The organism is Microbacterium sp. ProA8 (assembly GCF_039905635.1).
Classification (GTDB): Bacteria; Actinomycetota; Actinomycetes; order Actinomycetales; family Microbacteriaceae; genus Microbacterium; species Microbacterium chionoecetis.
This window is the reverse complement of the sequence record NZ_CP157000.1, coordinates 2,266,514-2,289,076: the sequence shown is the minus strand read 5'-3', so window position 1 is coordinate 2,289,076 and position 22,563 is coordinate 2,266,514. Positions and strand designations below refer to the sequence as shown.

Genomic DNA, 22,563 nt, shown 5'->3' with positions numbered 1-22,563 from the left:
GAACCCGAATGCAGACCCCCACCTTCGGCGGAGCAGCCCAGGCCCCGCAGGGCCTCCAGATGCCCGGCAGCCGCTACATCCTGCCGCAGTTCGAGGAGCGCACGGCCTACGGCTACAAGCGCCAGGACCCGTACAACAAGCTCTTCGAGGACCGCGTCATCTTCCTGGGCGTCCAGGTCGACGACGCCTCGGCGGATGACGTCATGGCCCAGCTCCTCGTGCTCGAGAGCCAGGACCCCGACCGCGACATCATCATGTACATCAACTCGCCCGGCGGCTCGTTCACGGCGATGACGGCGATCTACGACACCATGCAGTACGTGTCGCCGCAGATCCAGACGGTCGTGCTCGGTCAGGCGGCCTCGGCCGCAGCCGTGCTGCTGGCCGCCGGTGCGCCCGGCAAGCGCCTCGCGCTGCCGAACGCGCGCATCCTGATCCACCAGCCCGCCGTCGGCGAGGCCGGGCACGGTCAGGCGTCCGACATCGAGATCCAGGCCGCGGAGATCCTCCGCATGCGGACCTGGCTCGAAGAGACGCTCGCGAAGCACTCCAACAAGACGCAGGAAGAGGTCAACAAGGACATCGACCGCGACAAGATCCTCTCCGCCGAGGAGAGCGTCGTGTACGGCCTCGTCGACCAGGTGCTCACCACGCGCAAGCGCGGCCAGCAGGCGCTGACCAAGTAGTCGCTCGGCAGCACCGGCGGATGCTCTGACGCCCCGCCGCCCGGACTTCCCGGGCGGCGGGGCGTCGTCGTGCGGTCCGTCGGCGGCGTCCGCTGACCGCGAAACCGCCGATTCCACAACGTGCGTCGCAATGCCGCCGCATGTCGGCGACAGCTATTAGGCTCGGAGAACAGCTGGGGGGCTTGCCCCGACGTCACGAGGAGGAGCGGCATGGCACGCATCGGTGAAAGCGCCGACTTGTTCAAATGCTCCTTCTGCGGCAAGAGCCAGAAGCAGGTGCAGCAGCTGATCGCCGGGCCGGGCGTCTACATCTGCGACGAGTGCGTCGAGCTCTGCAACGAGATCATCGAAGAGCGCATGGCCGAGTCCTCGTCGGGCGTCGTGGCCGACTTCGACCTCCCCAAGCCGCGCGAGATCTTCGCGTTCCTCGAGGAGTACGTCGTCGGGCAAACCGATGCCAAGCGCGCGCTGTCGGTCGCGGTGTACAACCACTACAAGCGCGTGCGCGCACACGGCACGATCCAGTCCGCCGAGCAGCGCGCCGACGAGATCGAGCTCGCCAAGAGCAACATCCTCCTGCTGGGGCCCACAGGCTGCGGCAAGACGTATCTCGCACAGACGCTGGCCAAGCGCCTCAACGTCCCGTTCGCCGTCGCGGACGCGACCGCATTGACCGAGGCGGGATATGTCGGCGAGGACGTCGAGAACATCCTCCTCAAGCTCCTGCAGGCCGCCGACTTCGACACCAAGCGCGCCGAGACCGGCATCATCTACATCGACGAGGTCGACAAGATCGCCCGCAAGGCCGAGAACCCGTCGATCACCCGCGACGTCTCGGGCGAGGGCGTCCAGCAGGCGCTCCTGAAGATCCTCGAGGGCACCGTCGCCTCCGTGCCGCCGCAGGGCGGTCGCAAGCACCCGCACCAGGAGTTCATCCAGATCGACACGACGAACGTGCTGTTCATCGTGGCCGGTGCCTTCGCCGGGCTGGAAGACATCATCTCGTCGCGCGTCGGCAAGCACGGCGTCGGCTTCGGCGCCTCGCTACACCGCAAGGACGAAGACCTCAACCTGTTCGGCGATGTGCAGCCCGAAGACCTGCACAAGTTCGGCCTGATCCCCGAGTTCATCGGCCGGCTGCCCGTCGTGGCGTCGGTCTCTCCGCTCGACCGCGAAGCGCTCATGGAGATCCTGACCGAGCCGAAGAACGCGCTCGTGAAGCAGTACCACCGCATGTTCGAACTCGACGGCGTCGCGCTCGAGTTCGACCGCGAAGCGCTCGAAGCCATCGCCGATCTGGCGGTGGCACGCAAGACCGGTGCGCGCGGCCTGCGGGCGATCCTCGAGGACGTCCTCGGCCCGATCATGTTCGACATCCCCTCGACCGACGACGTGGACAAGGTCATCGTGACCCGGGCCGCCGTCGAAGAGGGCGCGGCGCCCACCTTCGTCCTGCGGGAGAAGCGCAAGAGCGCCTGATCACTTCTCGCGGTCGCGTCGGAAGACCGGCGCCTTCGCGTTCTGTCACGCGCCCGGCGCCGCGGATACAGTTCGATCATGGACACGTTCACGCCGGATCTGGACGGCTTCAGCGGCGTCATCAGCATCCGCCGCGACGATGAGGTCGTCGGCGAGTGGGCGGTGGGACTGGCGGACCGCACCGCCGGTGTCGCCAACACGCCCGGCACCCGATTCGGACTCGCCAGCGGCACCAAGACGTTCACGGCGATCACCCTGCTGTCGCTCGTCGCCGACGGCCTGTTGTCTCTCGACGACGCGGCCCGTGCACTTCTCGGCGATGACCTGCCACTCATCGCCGACGACGTCACGATCGATCACCTGCTGACCCACACCTCGGGAATCGGGGACTACCTCGACGAAGAGGTGGACGCGCTGGCGTCGCTGAGCATCCCCGCTCAGCGACTCGACTCGACTCCCGCCTACTTGCCCATGCTCGAGGGCTTTCCTGCGAAGTTCACGGCGGGGGAGCGGTTCTCGTACTGCAACGGCGGCTACGTCGTGCTCGCCGTCCTCGCCGAGCGCGCCGCCGGCGCCCCGTTCGCACGACTCGTCGCGGACCGGGTCTTCGCACCCGCCGGGATGACGTCGTCCGGCTTCCCGCGTTCGGACCTGCTGCCGACGGGAACCGCCACGGGCTACAAGGACGATGGGCGCACCAATGTGTTCGAGCTGCCGGTCGTCGGATCAGGAGACGGCGGGGCGCATTCGACCGTGGCCGACCTCCACCGGTTCTGGCGTGCGCTGCGTGCGGGCCGCATCCTCCCTCAGGAACTCGTTCCGCTGGCCCTCGAGCCGACCACCGCAGAGGCTGACGACGGCATGGGCTACGGGCGGGGTGTGTGGCTCGACGACGGCGACCTCGTGATGGCCGGAGGGGATCACGGCGTGACGGCGGTGAGCCGGCACGACCCGGCGACGGGCATCACCGTGTCGGGCCTCGCCAACATCGAAGTGCGCACCTTCGCGCGAACGCGCGAGGTGATGCAGGGCATTCGTGAGCGTGTCGGAAGTGCCGACTAGCTTCGGCGTGTGAACAGCCCGCGCCCCTTCTCGATCCAGGTCTCCGACTCCACGCTCACAGATCTCGGTGAGCGTCTCGATCGCTTCCGGCCGTTGCCCGATTCGCCGCGCCGGCCGGCGTCCGGCATGAGCGCCGACTACCTCGCGGACCTCGTCGCGACCTGGCGCACCTGGGACTGGCGATCCCGCGAGGCGTGGCTGAACCGGCATCCCCAGTTCCTCGCCGAGATCGGCGACAGCACCGTCCACTTCGCCCACCTGCGCTCCGAACGCGAGGACGCACCGGCGCTGCTCGTGATGCACGGGTGGCCGCACACCTTCGCACTGCAGCTGAATTTCGCCGACCTGCTGCCGGATTTCCACGTCGTGGTGCCGAGCTTCCCGGGCTTCGCCTACTCCTCGCCCTACGCCGACGGCCCCATCACCGAGGTCCGCCTCGCGGCCACGATGCACGCTCTCATGACGGAGGTGCTGGGCTACGAGAGGTATCTCACGTACGGCGAGGATGTCTCGGCCAACGTGAACGACCTGATCGCCGGCTCGTACCCCGACGCGGTGGCGGGTGTCATCGCGACCCACTCGCATTTCCCGTCGATGGCCGAGCGGCCGGAGCTCACCGCCCCCGACGAGGTGGCGTTCTTCTCGCGCCTCGAGCAGTGGGGCGGCGCGAACGGCGCATACGGGCACGTGCAGGGGACGCGGCCCGACACCCTGGCGGCCGCCCTGAACGACTCTCCGGCGGGGCTGCTCGCGTGGCTGACGGAGAAGCTCGTGGAGTGGAGCGACACGCCCGAGGGGGAGCCGCGGGCCGTCGAGCGCCGGATCTCGCGTGATCGCATCCTCACCGAGGCGATGATCTACTGGACCACGCAGAGCATCGGCTCCTCGTTCCGCCCGTATTACGAGGGGGCGGACCAGCCCGATGAGATGCCCCCGGTCGTGATTCCGGCATCCGTCCACATCCAGCGCCACGAGGGCGACTATCCGGAGTCGCTCGCGCGGCGCTTCTACCGTGACCTGCGCACGTTCGAGCGGCTCGATGAGGGCGGGCACTTCGCCGTCGCCGAAGTGCCCGCCCTCATGGCCGATCGCGTGCGTGCGTTCGCGCGCCAGCTCGACCTGCTGTGATCCGGCGCTAGCCGGCGAGGCCGCGGCGCTCGAGCAGCGGCTGGATCTCGGCATCCCGTCCACGGAAGTCGCGGTACGCCTCGAGCGGATCCTTGGATCCGCCGACCCCCAGCAGACGGTCACGGAAGCGATCGCCGTTCTCGCGGCGGAGGCCGCCGTTCTCACGGAACCACTCCACCGTGTCGGCGTCGAGGACCTCGCTCCAGATGTACGAGTAGTAGCCGGCGCTGTAGCCGCCCGAGAAGACGTGCGCGAAGTAGGTCGACGAGTAGCGCGTCGGCACCACCGGGTTGTCGAGGCCGATGTCGGCGAGAGCGGATGCCTCGAACGCGGCGACGTCGAGATCGGCCGCCGCCTCGTCGACCGAGAGCGAGTGCCACGCCTGGTCGAGCCACGCCGCCGCCAGGTACTCGCTGGTCGCGAAGCCCTGGTTGAACGCCTCGGAGGCATGCAGCTTCTCGACGATCTCGGTCGGAAGCGGCTCGTCGGTGTCGATGTGGCGGGCGTACGACGCGAGGATCTCGGGCCAGTAGATCCACATCTCGTTCACCTGGCTCGGGAACTCCACGAAGTCCCGGTACACATTGGTGCCCGCGAAGTGGGGGTAGGTGACCGTCGCGAACAGGCCGTGCAGCGCGTGGCCGAATTCGTGGAACAGCGTCGTGACCTCGTCGAGGCTGAGGAGCGTCGGTCGCCCCTCGGCGGGCTTGGGCACGTTCAGGTTGTTGACCACGATGGGCTGCGTGCCGCGCAGGCGCGACTGCAGGACGATCGAGTTCATCCAGGCGCCGCCGCGCTTCGTGTCGCGCGTGTACAGGTCGAGGATGAAGAGTCCGAGTGCGGATCCGTCGGCGTTGTGCACCTCGAAGACGCGTGCGTCGTCGTGATAGCCGCCGAGGTCGCCGCGTTCGGTGAACGTGACGCCGTACAGGTCGGTCGCGGCGCGGAACACGCCGTTCTGCAGCACCCGCTCGGCCTCGAACCAGGGGCGCAGCGCCGACCGGTCGAGGTCGTACTCCGCAGCCCGCACCTTCTCGGTGTAGAACGCCCAGTCGTGGGCCTCGAGCGCGAACGGTTCGCTGCCGGCGTCGATGATCGCCTGCAGCTTCTGCTGCTCGCGGCGCGCGTTGCGGGCTGCGGGAACGGCCAGCTGACGCAGAAGATCATGCACCGCAGCGGGGGAGCCGGCTGTCTCGTCCGACGTGATGTAAGCCGCGTGCGAGTCGTAGCCCAGCAGCGCCGCCCGTTCGGCCCGCAGACGCACGATCTCGAGCAGGGTGGCACGGTTGTCGTTCTCGTTGCCGCGGGAGCCGCGGGAGCGGGATGCCGCCAGCAGGCGTGCGCGGGACTCCCGGTCGGTCAGACTCGACAGGTAGGGATGGCCCGTGAACAAGGTGAGTGTGACGACCCATTTGCCGTCGAGACCACGGTCGGCGGCGGCCTGTGCGGCCGCGGACAGTTCGCCCTCAGCGAGCCCGTCGAGCTGGGAGGCGTCGTCGAACACGACCGCCAAGTCGTTCGTATCGGCGAGGAGGTTCTTCTCGAACTGGGTGGTCAGCGTCGACAGCCGCTGGTTCAGCTCGGTGAGGCGCTTCTTGGCGTCGTCGTCGAGGCCCGCGCCGGCGTGCGACATCTCGGTGTAGTGACGCTCGACGAGATACCGCTGCTCCGCGGTGAGATCGAGCTGATCCAGCTGCTCGTGGATCGTCTTGATGCGCCAGTACAGCGCGGAGTCCAGCTGGATGGAGTCCTGGTGCGCCGACATGAGGGGCGCCAGCTGCTCTTCGATCTCCTGGATCTCGGATGTCGCATCCGCTGACGACACGGTGTAGAACGTCCGCGCGACATCGCCCAGCAGGCGCCCGCTCTCTTCGAGCGGGACCAGGGTGTTCTCGAATGTCGGCATGGAGCGCACGCGCGTGATCGCCGACACCTCGGCCGTATGCGCCGCGAACGCCTGCTCGAACGCGGGCAGATAGTGCTCGGGACGGATCGCGGCATAGTCGGGAAGCCCGTAGGGCAAGGCGCTGGGCGAGAGGAGCGGGTTGTCGTTCGGCATGGCGCCCAGCCTAGTGGCGCGAGGACAGGATGCCGAGAACTGTTTGCAAACAACTGATTGCAAAGAAAAGCTTGCAAAGAGTTCTTTGCATCGCTACGCTGAGGACATGACAGAGAACGAGGAGCAGCAGGCGGATGCCGCGGCCCGAAGCGAACAGCGTCACAACGCGGACCGCGTCCTCGACTCCGGCGCGCTGCGTGCACTCGCTCACCCCCTCCGCGTGAGGATCTACGACATCCTCAGCCAGTACGGCCCGCAGACGGCGAGCTCGCTCGCCGAGCGTCTGGGCGAATCCAGCGGCTCGACCAGCTACCACCTGCGCGCACTCGCCAAGCAGGACCTCATCCGCGAGGCGCCTGACCGCGGCACCGGTCGCGAGCGCTGGTGGGAGCGTCCGGTGGGGGGCGTGTCGTTCGCCAACCCCGACGCGATGGCCACGCCGGCCGGCCGTGCCGCGACCCAGGTGGTGATGAACGAGTTCCTCCGCAACCGGAACGATCAGCTGCTCGAGTTCGTCAACCGGGGGATCGGCGGAGAGGACGAGTCCTGGCAGGACGGCACCCTCATCTCCACGGCCACCGCGCGACTCACACCCGAGCAGAGCAAGCAGCTGACTCTCCGGATCATGGCCGTGATCGACGAGGCCGTGGACAACTACCGCAATCAGACCGGCGAGAACGTACGCCCCGTCACCATCCGGGCCGACGTCTTCCCGCTTCCGCAACTAGGAGGACAGTCATGACCACCATCACGGCAGGCGAACTCGCGGCACGCGGCTTCGGTGCATCTGCCACTCGATTCGACCGGGCGCTGCTGCGCGCGGCATCCGCCATCGACGCGTACGTGATCGCGCGTGTCGAGCGGCGGGACGGTGCCGGACGGCGCCGCGCAGTGACCGCACAGACCGCACAGAGCGGCGCACGGCGTGACGCCGAGGCGCTGGCTGCGACGGGGATGCTCCCGCGATGAGCGAGAGCATCGACACCGTGGAGCGGACGGGGTCGCCGGCCGGGCGGGCGCGCAGGGTCCCGCTCGGCCGCGACTTCGGCAAGCTGTGGACGGCGGCGGCGTTCAGCAACCTGGCGGACGGGGTCGGCCGCGTCGCCGTTCCGCTGATTGCGACGACGCTCACCCGCGACCCGCTCGCGATCTCTGCGATCGGCGCACTGGCCTTCCTGCCGTGGCTCGTCTTCGGACTGCCGGCGGGCATGATCGTCGACCGGTTCGATCGCCGATGGGTCATGGCGATCGCCAACGGCCTTCGCGGGCTCGCCGCCGTCGGGCTCGCCGCCCTGACGGTGACGGGCGCCCTCGACATCTGGTGGCTGTTCGCCGGCGTGCTCGTGTTCGGCCTCGGTGAGACGCTCTTCGACAACGCGACCAACTCCATCGTGCCGAGCGTGGTGCAGCGCCCCGCGCTGGACCGTGCCAACGGCTGGCTGCAGGCGGCGCAGATCACGATCGACAGCTTCATCGCGTCGCCGATCGGCGGCGTGCTGTTCGCCCTCTCGCTGGCGCTGCCGCTCTGGGTCGGAGCAGCGGGCTACCTCATCCCGATCGTCCTCGCGGTGATGCTGCCGCTGTCGGCGGCGCGCCCGTTGCGGGCAGAGGAGCCGGCACGCAAGAGCACGGCGCCGACGGCGGAGGCCGCGGTGGCCGCGGGCGAGCCGCTCGCCGCGGCCGACATGGGCGCCGCGACCGACACGGCCGACGCCGCCGCCGACATCGACGCCGACGTCGAGGCGGAGGAGGGCGAGTCCGAGGTTTCGGCATCCGCACCCTCGAACGTCTCGGCTCGAGAGGCGCTCGCCTATCTCTGGAACCACCGCTTTCTCCGCTCGATGGTCCTGTTCACCTCGATCGTGGGCTGCGCGTTCGCGTTCGCGCAGGCCCCGGTGTTCCTCTACTTCCTCGATGTGCACCACGTCGCACCGGCCGCCATCGGACTCGTCACCGCCGGCATCGGGCTGGGCGGCCTCGCGGGCTCGCTCGTCGCGGCGTCACTGGTCGCCAAGTTCGGACGCGGCCGGGTGATGCTCGGGGCCAACTTCGTGGCAGCGATCGGGCTCGCGGGAGTGTGGGCGGCGCCCGAGGCGATCTCGGCCACGATCGCGTACGCGACGATGGCTGCGGCGGTCTCGACCTGGAACGTGCCGTGGGGCGCCCTCCGGCAGCGGATCGTGCCCGGGCACCTGTTCGGCCGTGTGCTGGGGATCAGCCGCACGCTGACGTGGGGCGTCTTCCCCTTCGCGACGCTGCTCGGAGGCTGGGTGGCGCGCATCGATCTGCGGCTGCCGTTCCTGCTCGCCGCAGGTGTCACCCTGGTGGCGAGTCTCATCGCGGCGCGACTGCTCCTCTCCGCATCGACGCACAACGCCCCGGAGGACTGAGGCCGCGTCTGTGCGAAGCGTCTAGCCGAAGCCGTCGTCCGGATCGTTCCGGGCGACGGCTTTGCCGTCGGCGTCGAGTGTCACGATCACGCCGGTGTCGAGCTCGGCGATCGGCTTGCCCTCGAGCCAGGTGAGCGTCCAGTGCGGACGTGGCTGACCGAGCTGGTCGCCCGGAATGGTGTCGTCGACCGAGCGGATGCCGCGGCGCAGCGCCTCGGGCACGGCCCGGGGCGGTTCGTCGCCCGAGGTCCAGCGGGTTCCCAGCTGCATGTCAGTCCTCCTGCGGTGCGAGCTCGATGTCGGTGACCGACAGTGCGTCGGCCCCGTCGTAGCGGATCTCGGCGATGCGACCGACGGCCTTCAGGTCGCCCTCGGCCAGACGCAGCGCCGCGATGGCATCGGCGGTGGCGCCGATCGTGACGTGGGACACCTGGGCCTTCTGCGACACCTTCGCCTCGGTCTTCGCGCGACGGACGCCGATCAGCGCCTCGCCGACGATGCGGAGCACGGCCGGGTCGCCCTCGATGCCGAGCGGCTCGGGCCACGGCGCATTGTGCACCGAGCCCTCGTTGAACCACGACCACGACTCCTCCGCCGCGAACGCGAGCACCGGGGCGAACAGCCGCAGGAGCGTCGACAGCGCGATGCGCAGCGCCAGGGCGGCCGAGGCCTGCCCCACGTCGGTCTGGTTGTAGGCGCGCTCCTTGACCAGCTCGAGGTAGTCGTCGCAGAACGTCCAGAAGAACGACTCCGTCAGCTCCAGCGCTCGCGCGTGGTCGTAGGCGTCCAGCGCCTTGGTCGCGTCGCGCACCACCGCGTCCAGCGCCGTGAGCATCGAGGCATCCAGCGCGTGCGTCACCTGCGCGCCCTCGGGCACGGGGAACGACAGCACGAACTTCGCCGCGTTGAGCACCTTGATCGCGAGGCGACGGCCGATCTTCACCTGCGTCGGGTTCTGCGGGTCGAAGGCCGCGTCGGTGCCGAGACGGCTCGACGCCGCCCAGTACCTCACCGCGTCCGAGCCGTGCTGCGAGAGGATGTCGGCCGGGGTGACGACGTTGCCCTTCGACTTCGACATCTTCTTGCGGTCGGGGTCCACGATGAAGCCCGAGATCGCGGCATCCGTCCACGGCGCCCGGTCGTCCTCGAGGGCGCTGCGCAGCAGCGTCGAGAAGAGCCACGTGCGGATGATGTCCTGGCCCTGCGGACGCATGTCGAACGGTGCGACGAGGTTCCAGAGCTCCGGGTCGCGCTCCCAGCCGCCGGCGAGCTGCGGCGTGAGCGACGAGGTCGCCCACGTGTCGAAGATGTCGTTCTCGCCCTCGAAGCCACCGGGGACGCCGCGCTGATCGGCGCTGAAGCCCGGAGGGACGTCGATCGACGGGTCGACGGGGAGCGACGCGTGGTCGGGCGTGATGACGCGGTCGTAGTCACGCTCGCCGTTCTCGTCGAGCGCGTACCAGACGGGGATCGGCACGCCGAAGAACCGCTGCCGCGAGACGAGCCAGTCGCCGGTGAGGCCGTTGGTCCAGTTTTCGAAGCGCACGCGCATGAAATCGGGGTGCCACGACATCTGCTTGCCGAGCGTGATGAGCTTCTCGCGCAGCGCCTCGTCGCGGGCGCCGTTGCGGATGTACCACTGACGGGTGGAGACGATCTCCATCGGGCGATCGCCCTTCTCGTAGAACTTCACGACGTGGGTGAAGGGCTTGGGGTCGCCGACGAGCTCGCCGGATTCCTGGAGCAGCTCCACCACGCGCTTCTTCGCGCTGAACACCGTCTTGCCGGCGAGTTCCGCGTACGCCGCCGTGCCGGCATCCGTCTCGATCGCTTCCGGCGCCTCTGGAACGATGCGTCCGTCGAGGCCGAGGATGGTGCGGTTGGGGAGGTTCAGCTCGCGCCACCAGATGATGTCGGTGACGTCGCCGAAGGTGCAGATCATGGCGATGCCCGAGCCCTTGTCGGGCTGGGCGAGGGGATGGGCCAGCACCGGAACCTCGACCTCGAAGAGCGGGGTGCGTACCGTCGTGCCGAACAGCGGCTGGTAGCGCTCGTCGTCGGGGTGCGCGACGAGCGCGACACAGGCCGCGAGCAGCTCGGGCCGGGTCGTCTCGATGTGCACATCGCCCGAGCCGTCGGTCTTGTGGAACGCCACACGGTGGAACGCTGCCGGCTGCTCGCGCTCTTCGAGCTCGGCCTGGGCGATGGCGGTGCGGAAGTCGATGTCCCACATGGTGGGGGCCAGGTCCTGGTAGGCCTCGCCGCGTTCGAGGTTGCGCAGGAACGCCCGCTGGCTCGTGCGGATCGTATCGTCCGAGATGGTGCGGTAGGTCTGGGTCCAGTCGACGCTGAGCCCCAGCTGGCGGAACAGCGCCTCGAAGTGCTTCTCGTCTTCGACGGTCAGCCGCTCGCACAGCTCGATGAAGTTCCGGCGGCTGATCGGCACCTGGTCGGCGGCGCGACTCGACTTGTTGTCGCCGCCCTCGAACGGCGGCGTGAAGTCCGGCTCGTACGCGAGCGACGGGTCGCAGCGCACCCCGTAGTAGTTCTGCACGCGGCGCTCGGTGGGCAGGCCGTTGTCATCCCAGCCCATCGGGTAGAACACGGTCTTGCCGCGCATGCGCTCGTACCGCACCTTGAGGTCGGTGTGCGTGAACGAGAAGACGTGCCCGATGTGAAGGCTTCCCGACGCGGTCGGCGGGGGAGTGTCGACCGAGTAGACGCCCTCGCGACCCACCTGCGCGGCCCGCGCGCGATCGAACAGGTAGGTGCCCTGCCGGGACCACGCCGCATCCCACTTGTCCTCGAGGCCCTCTAGTGCGGGCTTGTCCGGAATCGGTCCCTGTGCGGGGCGAGCGTCGGTCATGGCGGGACTCCTCGAGCGATATGTGCGGCACTGTGTGAGCGTGCCTGAGTGTGGGATGTCGCTCGATTCTAGCCCGGGCGTTCCGGCACACGGGAACGGACGGATGCCGGGCAGCCGGCATCCGTCCGTTCGTGGTGCGTCGCGATCAGGCCGTCGCGGTCGCCGTCGCGCTCGCGGGGTCGGTCGCCAGCTCGGGCTCGACGGCACGGCGCGTGGCGAGCCACGCGGACACGAGGGTGACGGCCGACATGATCGCGAGGATCACACCGGGGTGCCACCACGCGTAGTCCGTCGCCTCACCGAGCGTGAGGGTGAGGTAGGGGACGAACCCGCTGATCGTCGCGGCCAGTGCGTAGGCGAAAGAGAGCGCCGAGTAGCGGAAGCGGTCGGGGAAGAGGTCGTTCATGAGGCCACCGAGCGCCGCCCACGCCATCGTCGGAAGGATGCCGCCGATCAGCATCGTCGCCACGAGGATCGGGAAGGTCGCGAACTGGAGCAGGAAGTACATCGGGAACGTGATGAGCAGCGTCCCGAGCGCGCCCCAGAGCACGACGCGCGCCGAGCCGATGCGGGCCGCCCACCCTCCGAACAGCGGGATGGTCACGAGCTGCAGCAGGCCGCCGATCGTCGTCGCGATGAGCAGGTCCTGGAAGCTGAAGCCCAGCTGCTCCACCCCGTAGTTGACCGTGTAGGTGTTCATGAGCGAGTACGACCCGATGCCCAGCAGCGCCGCGCCGATGGCGATGGCCATCGCGCCGGGACGCTTCGCGAACATGGTCACGAAGGGAACACGGTCGCGGCGACCCTGAGCGACGACGCCCTCGAACACCGGGGTCTCGGAGATCGACCAGCGCAGGTACAGCGAGACGAGCAGCAGCGGGATCGCAAGGAGGAACGGGATGCGCCATCCCCACTCCGCGATCTGCTCGGCGGGAAGCACCGCCGTGAGGACGATGAAGACCGTCGCCGAGAGGATCGAGCCGACAGGGGAGCCGAGCTGCGGGATCGCGGCGTAGAACGCGCGCTTGACGGGACCGGAGTTCTCGGTCGCGATCAGGATCGAGCCGCCCCACTCGCCGCCCAGGGACAGACCCTGAACGATGCGCAGCACGATCAGGAGGGCGGCTCCGAGCCAGCCCGCCTGCGCGTACGTCGGGAGGAGGCCGATGAGCCCCGTGGCGACGCCCATGATGCCCACCGTCCACAGCAGTGTGGCCCGCCGGCCGACGCGGTCGCCCATGTAGCCGAAGATCACGGCGCCGATCGGTCGCACCACGAAGGCGAGCGCGATCGTCAGGAACGCGGCGCTGGTCGCACCGAACTGCCCGAGCGGGTCGAAGAAGAGCGGCCCGACGAAGAACGCCGAGAAGTAGGCGAACAGGTAGAAATCGAAGGATTCCAGCGAGGTTCCCACCATCGAGGCCCACGCGACACGGCGCGTCGGGGCGGATTCGGGAACCAGAGCGGATTCGGGTGCGGCTGCGGTCACGGATGTCAATCTTGGCACGAGTCCAGAAACCCCGTCGCCGTGCTCCGCATTCCCCCTTGCGCGGCCGCGGTAGACTCGTTCCACAGCGTCGATCCGGCCATCACCGGGGAGCACTCGGAAGAACAGGACCCCGCGCGAGCGGATTCCCCACTAGAACCGAGCGGGTCAGGCCCGTCACAGCCGCAGTGAGAGAGGGCAGCTCGGTCCCCGTCGAGGGTTCCGAGACGTCAAAGCAGGGTGGTACCGCGGTACGTCTGGTCACCGGTCCAGGCATGTCGTCCCCGCAGGAAGCACACGAGCGAGCACCTGCGAGAGACCATGACCTACCCCCGCCCCTCCGCCTTCGGACCCGCGGCCGACGCGGCGCCTGCATCCGTCGTTCCCAGCCCGCGCTTCCCCGACATCGAGCGGGAGACCCTTGCTTTCTGGGAGGCCGACCAGACCTTCCGCGCGTCCATCGATCAGCGCGACGGCGCCGACGAGTGGGTCTTCTACGACGGCCCGCCCTTCGCGAACGGCCTGCCGCACTACGGCCATCTCCTCACCGGCTACGCCAAGGACGTCTTCCCGCGCTTCCAGACCATGCGCGGCAAGAAGGTGGATCGCGTCTTCGGCTGGGACACGCACGGCCTTCCCGCCGAGCTGGAGGCGATGAAGCAGCTCGGCATCACCGAGAAGAGCGAGATCGAGGCGATGGGCATCGCCACGTTCAACGCGAAGTCTCGCGAGTCGGTGCTCGCGTACACGCGCGAGTGGGAGGACTACGTCACCCGCCAGGCGCGCTGGGTCGACTTCGAGCGCGGCTACAAGACGCTGGACCTCACCTACATGGAGTCCGTGCTCTGGGCGTTCAAGACGATCTACGACAAGGGCCTCGCCTACGAGGGGCACCGCGTGCTGCCGTACTGCTGGCGCGACGAGACGCCGCTCTCGGCGCACGAGCTGCGCATGGACGACGACGTCTACAAGATGCGTCAGGATCCCTCGGTCACGGTCACGTTCCCGCTGACGGGCGTGAAGGCCGAGGCGCTCGGCCTGACCGCCGTGCGGGCGCTGGCATGGACGACGACACCCTGGACGCTGCCGACGAACCTCGCCCTCGCCGTCAGGCCCGACATCCGCTACGTCGTCGTGCCCGGCGGCCCGAACGGCGCGGCGGATGTGCACCGCGACGACGAGCCCGCCGAGGCCGAGTCGCACCGGTACCTGCTCGCCGAGGAGCTGCTGGCCGGCTACGCCAAGGACCTCGGCTACGAGTCGGCAGAGGCCGCGCGCGAGGCGGTGCAGCAGACCGTCCTCGGTGCCGATCTCGAGGACGTCACCTACGACCGCCTCTTCGACTACTACGCGGATGCCGCGACCTGGGGCACGCAGAGCGCCTGGCGCATCCTCGTCGACGACTACGTGACCACCGGCGACGGCACCGGCATCGTCCACCAGGCTCCGGCCTTCGGTGAGGACGACCAGCGGGTGACCGAGGCCGCCGGCATCCCGCTCATCATGAGCCTCGACGATGGAGGGCGCTTCCTGCCGCAGGCGACGGATGTCGCGGGCCAGCTGTGGATGGACGCCAACCGCCCGCTGATCAGGCTGCTCCGCCAGGAGGGCCGCCTCCTCCGCGAGGCGAGCTACGAGCACTCGTATCCGCACTGCTGGCGGTGCCGCAACCCGCTCATCTACCGCGCCGTCTCGAGCTGGTTCGTCCGCGTGACCGACATCAAGGACCGCATGCTCGCGAACAACGAGCAGATCACCTGGGTGCCTGAGAACGTCAAGCACGGCCAGTTCGGCAAGTGGCTCGAGGGGGCGCGCGACTGGTCGGTGAGCCGCAACCGCTACTGGGGCTCGCCCATCCCGGTGTGGAAGAGCGACGACCCCGAGCACCCCCGCGTCGACGTGTACGGCTCGCTCGAGGAGCTCGAGCGCGACTTCGGTCGCCTGCCGCGCAACGCCGAGGGCGAGGTCGATCTGCATCGGCCGTTCATCGACGACCTCACCCGCCCGAACCCCGACGACCCGACGGGCCGCAGCACCATGCGCCGCATCGAGGACGTCTTCGATGTGTGGTTCGACTCCGGCTCGATGCCGTACGCGCAGGTGCACTATCCGTTCGAGAACCAGCAGTGGTTCGACGAGCACGCACCGGCGGATTTCATCGTCGAGTACATCGGGCAGACCCGCGGCTGGTTCTACGTCATGCACGTGCTGTCGACCGCGCTGTTCGACCGGCCGGCCTTCACCGGGGTCTCGTGTCACGGCATCGTGCTGGGCAGCGACGGCCTGAAGATGTCGAAATCGCTGCAGAACTATCCCGACGTCAGCGAGGTGTTCGACCGCGACGGCTCGGACGCGATGCGCTGGTTCCTGATGTCGAGCTCCGTCCTGCGCGGCGGCAACCTCATCGTCACCGAGGAGGGGATCCGCGCCGGGGTGCGCGAGTTCCTGCTGCCCCTGTGGAGCGCGTGGTACTTCTTCGCGACCTACGCCAACGCCGCCGGCGGCCCTTCGACAGGCTCTGGGACCGTGGACGGGGGCTATCAGGCCTCGTGGCGCACCGATTCGACGGACGTGCTGGATCGCTACATCCTCGCGCTCACCGGCGAGCTGGTGCGGGATGTCGCCGCCGACCTCGAGGCGCTGGATTCGACGCTCGCCGCGGCGAAGCTGCGCGACTTCACCGAGGCGCTGACCAACTGGTACATCCGCCGCTCGCGCGATCGCTTCTGGGTCGGTGTCTCCGGCGATGCCAGGAGTCGCGAGGCGTTCGACACGCTGTACACGGTGCTCGAGACGCTGACGCGCGTCGCCGCCCCGCTCATCCCGCTCGTCTCCGAGAAGGTCTGGCAGGGACTCACCGGCGGGCGCAGCGTGCACCTGCAGGACTGGCCCGACGCCGACGCCTTCCCGGCGGCAGACGACATCCGCACCGCGATGGATGCCGTGCGCGAGGCGTCCAGCGTCGCCAATGCGCTGCGCAAGAAGGAGGGCCGCCGCGTGCGCCTGCCGCTTCCGACGCTCACCGTGGCGGTGACGGATGCCGCATCTCTTGCGCAGTTCGAGGGCATCCTGCGCGACGAGCTCAACGTGAAGTCGGTCGAGCTGATCGAACTGGGCGAAGACGTGTCGGCGCGCTACGGCATCAGCAAGCGCCTCACCGTCAACGCGCGTGCCGTGGGCCCGCGCCTCGGCAAGCAGGTGCAGCACATCATCGCCGGTGCCAAGGCGGGAGTGTGGGAAGAGCGTGACGGAGGCGTGGTCGTCGACGGCATCGCGCTGCAGCCGGGGGAGTACGAGCTCAGCCTGGAGGCGGGCGGCGTCGCGGACGGCACGGCCATCGCGCTGCTGTCGGGCGAGGGCTTCGTGCTCCTCGACACCACGACGACTCCCGAGCTCGAGGCCGAGGGCCTGGCCCGCGACGTGATCCGCGCGGTGCAGGACACCCGCAAGGCGGCCGGATTCGACGTCAGCGACCGCATCCGCCTCGGGCTGCTCTTCGACGACGCGGCGGACGCGGAGGCGGTCGCCGCCGCATTCGATGTCGCGAACGTCGCGGGCGAGACCCTCGCCGTCGCGCACAACGTGCGCTCGCGGGCCGCCGAGCTCGTCGCCGCGGGCAACGGCGACGCTCCGGTGGAGTACGAGGCGGTGATCGACGCGGGGACCTACGCCAACCGCGGCGGGTTCACGGTCTCGGTGGGCCGGATGGAGGTCGCGCGATGAGCGATCGCGAACGGCAGCGCGCGGACGCCGTCTACGAGGCGCTCCTGCAGCGACAGGGCGAGCAGTGGGTGCAGCCCCGCGTGGAGCGGACGCGCCGGGTGCTCGAGCTGCTCGACGACCCCCAGAAGACGTACCGGGTGATCCACGTCACGGGCACCAACGGCAAGACGTCGACCAGCCGCATGATCGAGAGTCTCGTGCGCGCCCACGGCCTGCGGACCGGCCTGTTCACGAGCCCGCATCTGGAGCGCTTCACCGAGCGCATCATGATCGACGGCGAGCCCATCGACGACGCCGCCGTCGCGGACGCGTGGGACGAGATCGCGCCGTTCGTCGATCTCGTCGACGCCGAACTGGCGGCGGGCGACGAGGCGCGGCTCACATTCTTCGAGCTGCTCACGGTGCTCGCGTTCGTCGCCTTCGCCGACGCCCCGATCGACGTGCTCGTGCTCGAGGTGGGCATGGGCGGCTCGTGGGACTCGACCAACAGCGCCGACGGCGACGTGGCGGTGTTCGCTCCGATCGACCTCGACCACGCCGACCGCCTCGGCGACACGATCGCCGAGATCGCGGCGGTCAAGGCCGGCATCATCAAGGACGGCGCCGCCGTCGTCTCAGCGCGACAGGATGCCGCCGCCGAGGCGGTGCTCCGCGATGCCGCCGCCGCGCACGGCGCCACGATCGCCTTCGAGGGCGCCGAGTTCGCACTGGCGCAGCAGCGGCTCGCCGTCGGCGGGCAGCAGATCACCGTGCGCGGCCTCGCCGGCACCTATGAGGATGAGTACCTGCCGCTCTACGGCGCGCACCAGGGCTTCAACGCCGCCCTCGCCGTCGCCGCGGTGGAGTCGCTCGTCGGCGGTGGATCGCAGCGCATCGCCGGCGACGTGCTCGCGGACGGCCTCGGCGGCGCGACGTCCCCCGGCCGCCTGCAGCTGGTCGGGGCCGCGCCCACGGTTCTCGTGGACGCCGCCCACAACCCGCACGGCGCGCGTGCGCTGGTGACCGCGCTCCGCGAAGCGTTCGACTTCGACGAGTGGGGCGTCGTGCTCGGGGTGCTCTCCGACAAGGACGCCGCCGGAATCGTCGCGGAGATCGCCCCCGTCGCCGCGCGCGTGTTCGCCACCGCGCCCGACTCGGAGCGCGCCGAGGAGGCGGACGCCATCGCCGACCTCGCCGAGGCGCATGACCTGCGGGTGTCGGTGCACGGCGGCCTCGCTGACGCCGCGGAGGCGGCACGGGCGTGGGCGGCGGCATCCGATCGGCGCGCCGTCGTGATCGCCGGATCTGTCCTGCTCGCCGGGGAGGCCCTCACGCTCGCGGCGGCCGAGGACTGGAAGGCCGGGTGGAGCGAATGAGCGCCGACCGCACACCCCGCCCGCGGCGCCCGCGCGGCGCCGCGGAGTCGCTCGCGACGATCGTGCTCGGGTTCGAGTCCATCGTCGCTTTTCTCGCCGGCCTCGCGCTCTACGGTTTGAAGGCCCTTCCTGCGGGGATCGAGCCGTGGTGGGGCATCGTCGCCGGCGTCGTCCTCGCCCTGCTGATGATCGCGACGACCCGCGTGGTCCGCTATCGCTGGGGCATCGCACTGGGATGGGTGCTGCAGGTGATCGTGGCGCTCGGCGCCTTCCTGGTGCCGGCGCTCGCCATCGTCGCGCTCATTTTCGGCGGGATGTACGGATATGCGACGATCAAGGGAGCCGCTCTCGACCGGCGCAACGCCGGTCTCGCGGCAGATCCTTCCGGACCGCTCCGTCCCCCCTCATGACCCGACCCGAAACGGAGACCAGCATGGCCACCGAAGAGACCCTCGTCCTCGTCAAGCCCGACGGCGTTGCACGCGGCCTCACCGGCGCAATCCTCGCCCGCATCGAGGCGAAGGGGTACGCCCTCGTCGACATCAGGCTCGTGGAGCCCGACCGCGAGACGCTCGAGCGCCACTACGCCGAGCACGAGGGAAAGCCGTTCTACGAGCCCTTGGTCGAGTTCATGATGTCGGGCCCGTCGGTCGCCATCCGCCTGGCCGGCAACCGCGTGATCGAGGGCTTCCGCTCGCTCGCGGGCACCACCGACCCGACGACCGCGGCTCCGGGCACCATCCGCGGTGACTTCGGCCGGGACTGGGGGCTCAAGGTGCAGCAGAACCTCGTGCACGGCTCCGACAGCCCCGAGTCCGCCGCGCGCGAGTTGGAGATCTGGTTCGGCTGAGCGATGGCGCCGGCTGAGCGATAGCGCCGGCTGACCGCTGCGCCCCGGCTGACCGCTGCCGCGCCGCGGCGGTCAGCCGAACAGCGTCTGCCAGATGTTGACGACCGCGTTCATCTCGAGCTGCGCGAGCAGCAGGATGACGGCGAAGCTCAGGATGGTCGCCAACGGGACCCAGGCCATCAGCCGGTCGGCCACCTGGCGCACGCGCTCCGTGGCGGGCACCAGTCCCGCCCGCAGCAGGTGCAGCGTCACCGCGTAGAACGTCGGGATGGTGACCGACCAGGTCACCATGCACCACGGGCACAGGGTGTGCAGGTTCGGCGCGTAGATGCTCTGGCTGATGAGCCAGATGACGAACCCGAACGCGAACGCGATCCCGGCCCAGAAGCACCACCAGAACCAGCGCGCGAAGCGGGCACGGGCGAGGATCGCCATGCCGACGACGATCGGCGCGACCCAGCCGGCGATCCCGAGGATCGGGTTCGGGAAGCCGAACAGACTGCCCTGCCACGAGTCGAGGTTCGCGCTGCACTGCACCAGCACGCTGAGGTCGCACGACGCGATCGCATCGGGATTCGCGAGAGCGTGCAGTTTCTCGATCGTCAGCGAGAAGGCGGCCCACCATCCGACGACTCCGGCGACGACGAGCCAGATGGCGAGTCCCGTCGGGCGGGTGTGGGTCTGCTGCTCGGGCATGCCTCGGATTATGGCATCGAGATCTGCACGGATGCCGCACCCGTCGCCGTGGCAAATCAGGGCCTTGCGGCGTGGGGGAGGGCCTCATCCCTCGCGAATGGGCATTCTGGCGGGGGAAGTGCGATAATGGGGGTCGATGACGCGCGGCCGCGCCGTGGCGATCATCACCAGAAGACTTCAGGGCGACGAATGCCCTTGGCAGCGCGAGCATCCGCCTAGCGCCGGATATCCGCTGCAGACCGAGTGAGTTCGCGGCACCGCCCCGTCCGGTGGGCATGGGCGGCGCTGCACGAGATTTCGCCGGGCGACGCGCGGTGTCGCCCCGCTAGGAGTACGCCAGTGATGGCTGATGGAAACGATGCCGAATTCACCCCTCAGACCGAATCGGACGCCCCGCTGACCTCAGCGGGGGACGAGGTGACCTCGATCCCCGACGCGGACGCGTCGGTCGGGTCGGCGCAGGACGCCCCCGACACAACGGCGCCGGGCGAGGCGTTCCCGCCCGAGACGGCCCCCGCGGACGCTGAGTCGTCCGACGGCGATGTCGCGAAAACGGTCGACGCGGAGCCTGCCGGCGAGGCAGCCCAGTCGGAGGCTGCGGCGGCGCCCGAGCCGGAGCCCCAGCCGGAGCCCCAGCCGGAGCCTGAGGCAGTGCCCGAGCCGGAGCCCGACGCGGCGCCGCAGCCCCTCACCGCGGTGAGCCTCGGCCTGCTCCCCGAGGAGTTCGTGTCGGCGGTGTCGACGCAGCTCGTCTTCTACGCGCCGGAGATCGCGCCGCTCCCGGCACGCTCCGGGCGTCAGCCGGAAGAGGAGCCCGAGTCGGCCGCCTCGGCGAGCAGCTCCCGCCGGCGCAGCCGCCGTCGTGGCGGCGAAGGCCGGGAAGAGGCATCCGCTCCCGCGGAGCCCGTGCAGCCCCGTCAGCGCGCGGTCGAGCTCATCACCGAGCCGCAGCGCATCAAGGGGTCGACCCGCCTCGAGGCGAAGAAGCAGCGCCGCCGTGACGGCCGTGAGGCCGGGCGCCGCCGCGCCGTCGTGACCGAGGCGGAGTTCCTCGCCCGCCGCGAGTCGGTCGATCGCCAGATGATCGTGCGTTCGCGCAACGGTCGCATCCAGATCGCCGTGCAGGAGGACAACGTCCTCGTCGAGCACTACGTCGCACGCAACCAGGACGCGTCGCTCATCGGCAACGTGTACCTCGGCCGTGTGCAGAACGTGCTCCCCAGCATGGAGGCCGCCTTCGTCGACATCGGGCGCGGCCGCAACGCCGTGCTCTACTCCGGCGAGGTGGATTGGGATGCCGTCGAGACCGGCAACCAGCCGCGCCGCATCGAGCTGGCGCTGAAGACCGGCGACCGCGTGCTCGTGCAGGTGACGAAGGACCCCGTCGGCCACAAGGGCGCGCGCCTGACCAGCCAGATCTCGCTCCCCGGCCGCTACCTGGTCTACGTGCCCGGCGGCGCGATGAACGGCATCTCGCGGAAGCTCCCCGACACCGAGCGTGCGCGCCTCAAGAAGATCCTCAAGGAGGTGCTGCCCGAGTCGTCGGGTGTCATCGTCCGCACGGCGGCCGAGGGCGCCACCGAGGACCAGCTGACCCGCGACGTGCAGCGCCTCACCAACCAGTGGGAGCACATCTCGAAGCAGATCGAGACGATCCAGGCGCCGGCGCTGCTGCACTCCGAGCCCGACCTTCTGGTCAAGATCGTCCGCGACGTCTTCAACGAGGACTTCTCGAAGATGCTCATCCAGGGCGAGGACGCGCACCACACCATCTCGAAGTACCTCGAGTCGGTCGCTCCGGACCTCCTCGATCGCGTCGAGCGCTACGAGGGCGACCAGGACCCGTTCGATGCGTTCCGTGTCACCGAGCAGATCGAGAAGGCACTCGACCGCAAGGTCTGGCTGCCCTCGGGCGGCTCGCTGGTCATCGACCGCACCGAGGCGATGACGGTCGTCGACGTCAACACCGGGAAGTTCGTCGGCTCCGGCGGCAACCTCGAAGAGACCGTCACCAAGAACAACCTCGAGGCAGCGGAAGAGATCGTCCGCCAGCTGCGGCTGCGCGACATCGGCGGCATCATCGTCGTCGACTTCATCGACATGGTCCTCGAGTCCAACCGCGATCTCGTGCTGCGCCGCCTCGTCGAGTGCCTGAGCCGCGACCGGACGAAGCACCAGGTGGCAGAGGTGACCTCGCTCGGCCTCGTGCAGATGACGCGCAAGAAGCTGGGGCTCGGCCTGCTCGAGACCTTCAGCGAGGCGTGCGAGGTCTGCGCCGGGAGGGGTGTCATCGTGCACCACGATCCCGTCGTCAAGCACCGCGCACCCGCAGCCGCGCCCACCTCGGCACGCCGCCCGCGCGGCGGCGCGCCCGCTCCCGCGAACGGCGGCTCCAACGGCACGCACGTCATCACCGAGGGCGTGAAGTCGGCGCTCGCGCAGATCGCGGCATCCACGATCCACCACAACGACGAGGCCCCCGCGGCCGAGCCGGAACCCGTGGTGGAGCAAGCACCGGCCGAGCGACCCAAGAAGCAGCGCAAGAAGCGCCAGGAGTCCGGCTCGAAGAAGGAGTCCCGGACCGAGAAGGACCTGCTGCTGGACTCGGTGCTGAACGCTCTTCCCGAGCCCAAGGCGCCCGGTCAGGGCCGCTCGCGGCGCCGCGTGACCACCGCGGCGCTGACCGGCACCCCGGTGCCGCACACCACCTCCGAGGACTGAGGCGCCCGCGCTCCCGGTGCGGCCCTCGCCGGGCCGGGAGCGGGACCTCTGTCGCCGCGGGC

The 22,563-nt window shown here is 69.5% G+C and carries 17 protein-coding genes; 12 read left to right on the top strand and 5 right to left on the bottom strand.

The window, feature by feature from the left end:
* Window positions 1-8 precede the first annotated feature (8 nt).
* From ABG085_RS10045 to ABG085_RS10030, 4 genes are all read left to right on the top strand, one after another.
* Window positions 9-686, top strand: a complete 678-nt coding sequence (locus ABG085_RS10045; RefSeq protein ID WP_347975608.1) for an ATP-dependent Clp protease proteolytic subunit — start codon at window positions 9-11, stop codon at window positions 684-686.
* 210 nt (window positions 687-896) lie between these two features.
* Entirely contained in the window at window positions 897-2,165 is a 1,269-nt protein-coding gene (gene clpX / locus ABG085_RS10040) for an ATP-dependent Clp protease ATP-binding subunit ClpX (protein ID WP_163617277.1), read from the top strand.
* A 78-nt stretch (window positions 2,166-2,243) separates the two neighbouring features.
* Complete coding sequence (locus ABG085_RS10035) at window positions 2,244-3,227, top strand: serine hydrolase domain-containing protein (RefSeq protein WP_347975606.1); 984 nt, start codon at window positions 2,244-2,246, stop codon at window positions 3,225-3,227.
* Window positions 3,228-3,236: 9 nt separating this feature from the next.
* Window positions 3,237-4,355, top strand: a complete 1,119-nt coding sequence (locus ABG085_RS10030) for an epoxide hydrolase (protein ID WP_347975605.1) — start codon at window positions 3,237-3,239, stop codon at window positions 4,353-4,355.
* A gap of 7 nt (window positions 4,356-4,362) precedes the next feature.
* On the opposite strand, the gene ABG085_RS10025 is transcribed toward ABG085_RS10030, so the two are convergent.
* Window positions 4,363-6,414, bottom strand: coding sequence for a M3 family metallopeptidase (locus ABG085_RS10025; RefSeq protein ID WP_347975604.1), 2,052 nt, complete (start codon window positions 6,412-6,414; stop codon window positions 4,363-4,365).
* Window positions 6,415-6,520: 106 nt separating this feature from the next.
* Here ABG085_RS10025 and ABG085_RS10020 point away from each other — a divergent pair, with 106 nt between their 5' ends.
* From ABG085_RS10020 to ABG085_RS10010, 3 genes are read left to right on the top strand one after another with little or no spacing between them, the layout of a single operon-like run.
* Window positions 6,521-7,156: a helix-turn-helix domain-containing protein gene (locus tag ABG085_RS10020; RefSeq protein ID WP_347975603.1), complete on the top strand. Its 636-nt coding sequence runs from the start codon at window positions 6,521-6,523 to the stop codon at window positions 7,154-7,156.
* Window positions 7,153-7,383, top strand: a complete 231-nt coding sequence (locus tag ABG085_RS10015) for a hypothetical protein (RefSeq protein WP_347975602.1) — start codon at window positions 7,153-7,155, stop codon at window positions 7,381-7,383. The genes ABG085_RS10020 and ABG085_RS10015 overlap by 4 nt, the downstream gene beginning before the upstream one ends.
* A complete protein-coding gene (locus ABG085_RS10010) occupies window positions 7,380-8,804 on the top strand; it encodes an MFS transporter (protein ID WP_347975601.1) in 1,425 nt (474 codons plus the stop codon). The genes ABG085_RS10015 and ABG085_RS10010 overlap by 4 nt, the downstream gene beginning before the upstream one ends.
* Window positions 8,805-8,825: 21 nt before the next feature.
* Here the strand turns inward: ABG085_RS10010 and ABG085_RS10005 are convergent, their stop codons facing one another.
* The 3 genes from ABG085_RS10005 to ABG085_RS09995 all read right to left on the bottom strand — a co-directional run bounded on the left by ABG085_RS10005 (window position 8,826) and on the right by ABG085_RS09995 (window position 13,159).
* The gene (locus ABG085_RS10005; RefSeq protein ID WP_347975600.1) at window positions 8,826-9,074 is read right to left on the bottom strand and encodes a hypothetical protein; all 249 of its coding nucleotides are present in this window, start codon (window positions 9,072-9,074) and stop codon (window positions 8,826-8,828) included.
* 1 nt (window position 9,075) lies between these two features.
* Window positions 9,076-11,670, bottom strand: a complete 2,595-nt coding sequence (gene valS / locus ABG085_RS10000) for a valine--tRNA ligase (RefSeq protein WP_347975599.1) — start codon at window positions 11,668-11,670, stop codon at window positions 9,076-9,078.
* A gap of 145 nt (window positions 11,671-11,815) precedes the next feature.
* Window positions 11,816-13,159 carry an MFS transporter gene (locus ABG085_RS09995; protein ID WP_347975598.1) on the bottom strand — a complete coding sequence of 448 codons (1,344 nt, stop codon included), beginning with the start codon at window positions 13,157-13,159 and terminating at the stop codon, window positions 11,816-11,818.
* A 318-nt stretch (window positions 13,160-13,477) separates the two neighbouring features.
* Here ABG085_RS09995 and ileS point away from each other — a divergent pair, with 318 nt between their 5' ends.
* The 4 genes from ileS to ndk are packed head-to-tail and all read left to right on the top strand — an operon-like array spanning window position 13,478 to window position 19,084.
* Window positions 13,478-16,879 (top strand): isoleucine--tRNA ligase, encoded by a 3,402-nt coding sequence (gene ileS / locus ABG085_RS09990; RefSeq protein WP_347975597.1) that lies wholly within the window; start codon window positions 13,478-13,480, stop codon window positions 16,877-16,879.
* The gene (locus ABG085_RS09985) at window positions 16,876-18,234 is read left to right on the top strand and encodes a folylpolyglutamate synthase/dihydrofolate synthase family protein (RefSeq protein WP_347975596.1); all 1,359 of its coding nucleotides are present in this window, start codon (window positions 16,876-16,878) and stop codon (window positions 18,232-18,234) included. The genes ileS and ABG085_RS09985 overlap by 4 nt, the downstream gene beginning before the upstream one ends.
* A complete protein-coding gene (locus tag ABG085_RS09980; protein WP_347975595.1) occupies window positions 18,231-18,644 on the top strand; it encodes a DUF4233 domain-containing protein in 414 nt (137 codons plus the stop codon). Before ABG085_RS09985 ends, ABG085_RS09980 begins: the two co-directional genes overlap by 4 nt.
* A gap of 23 nt (window positions 18,645-18,667) precedes the next feature.
* The gene (ndk, locus tag ABG085_RS09975) at window positions 18,668-19,084 is read left to right on the top strand and encodes a nucleoside-diphosphate kinase (protein WP_347975594.1); all 417 of its coding nucleotides are present in this window, start codon (window positions 18,668-18,670) and stop codon (window positions 19,082-19,084) included.
* Between the two features lie 72 nt (window positions 19,085-19,156).
* Here the strand turns inward: ndk and ABG085_RS09970 are convergent, their stop codons facing one another.
* Entirely contained in the window at window positions 19,157-19,780 is a 624-nt protein-coding gene (locus ABG085_RS09970; RefSeq protein ID WP_347975593.1) for a vitamin K epoxide reductase family protein, read from the bottom strand.
* Between the two features lie 342 nt (window positions 19,781-20,122).
* Here ABG085_RS09970 and ABG085_RS09965 point away from each other — a divergent pair, with 342 nt between their 5' ends.
* The gene (locus ABG085_RS09965) at window positions 20,123-22,501 is read left to right on the top strand and encodes an Rne/Rng family ribonuclease (protein WP_347975592.1); all 2,379 of its coding nucleotides are present in this window, start codon (window positions 20,123-20,125) and stop codon (window positions 22,499-22,501) included.
* Window positions 22,502-22,563 lie beyond the last annotated feature (62 nt).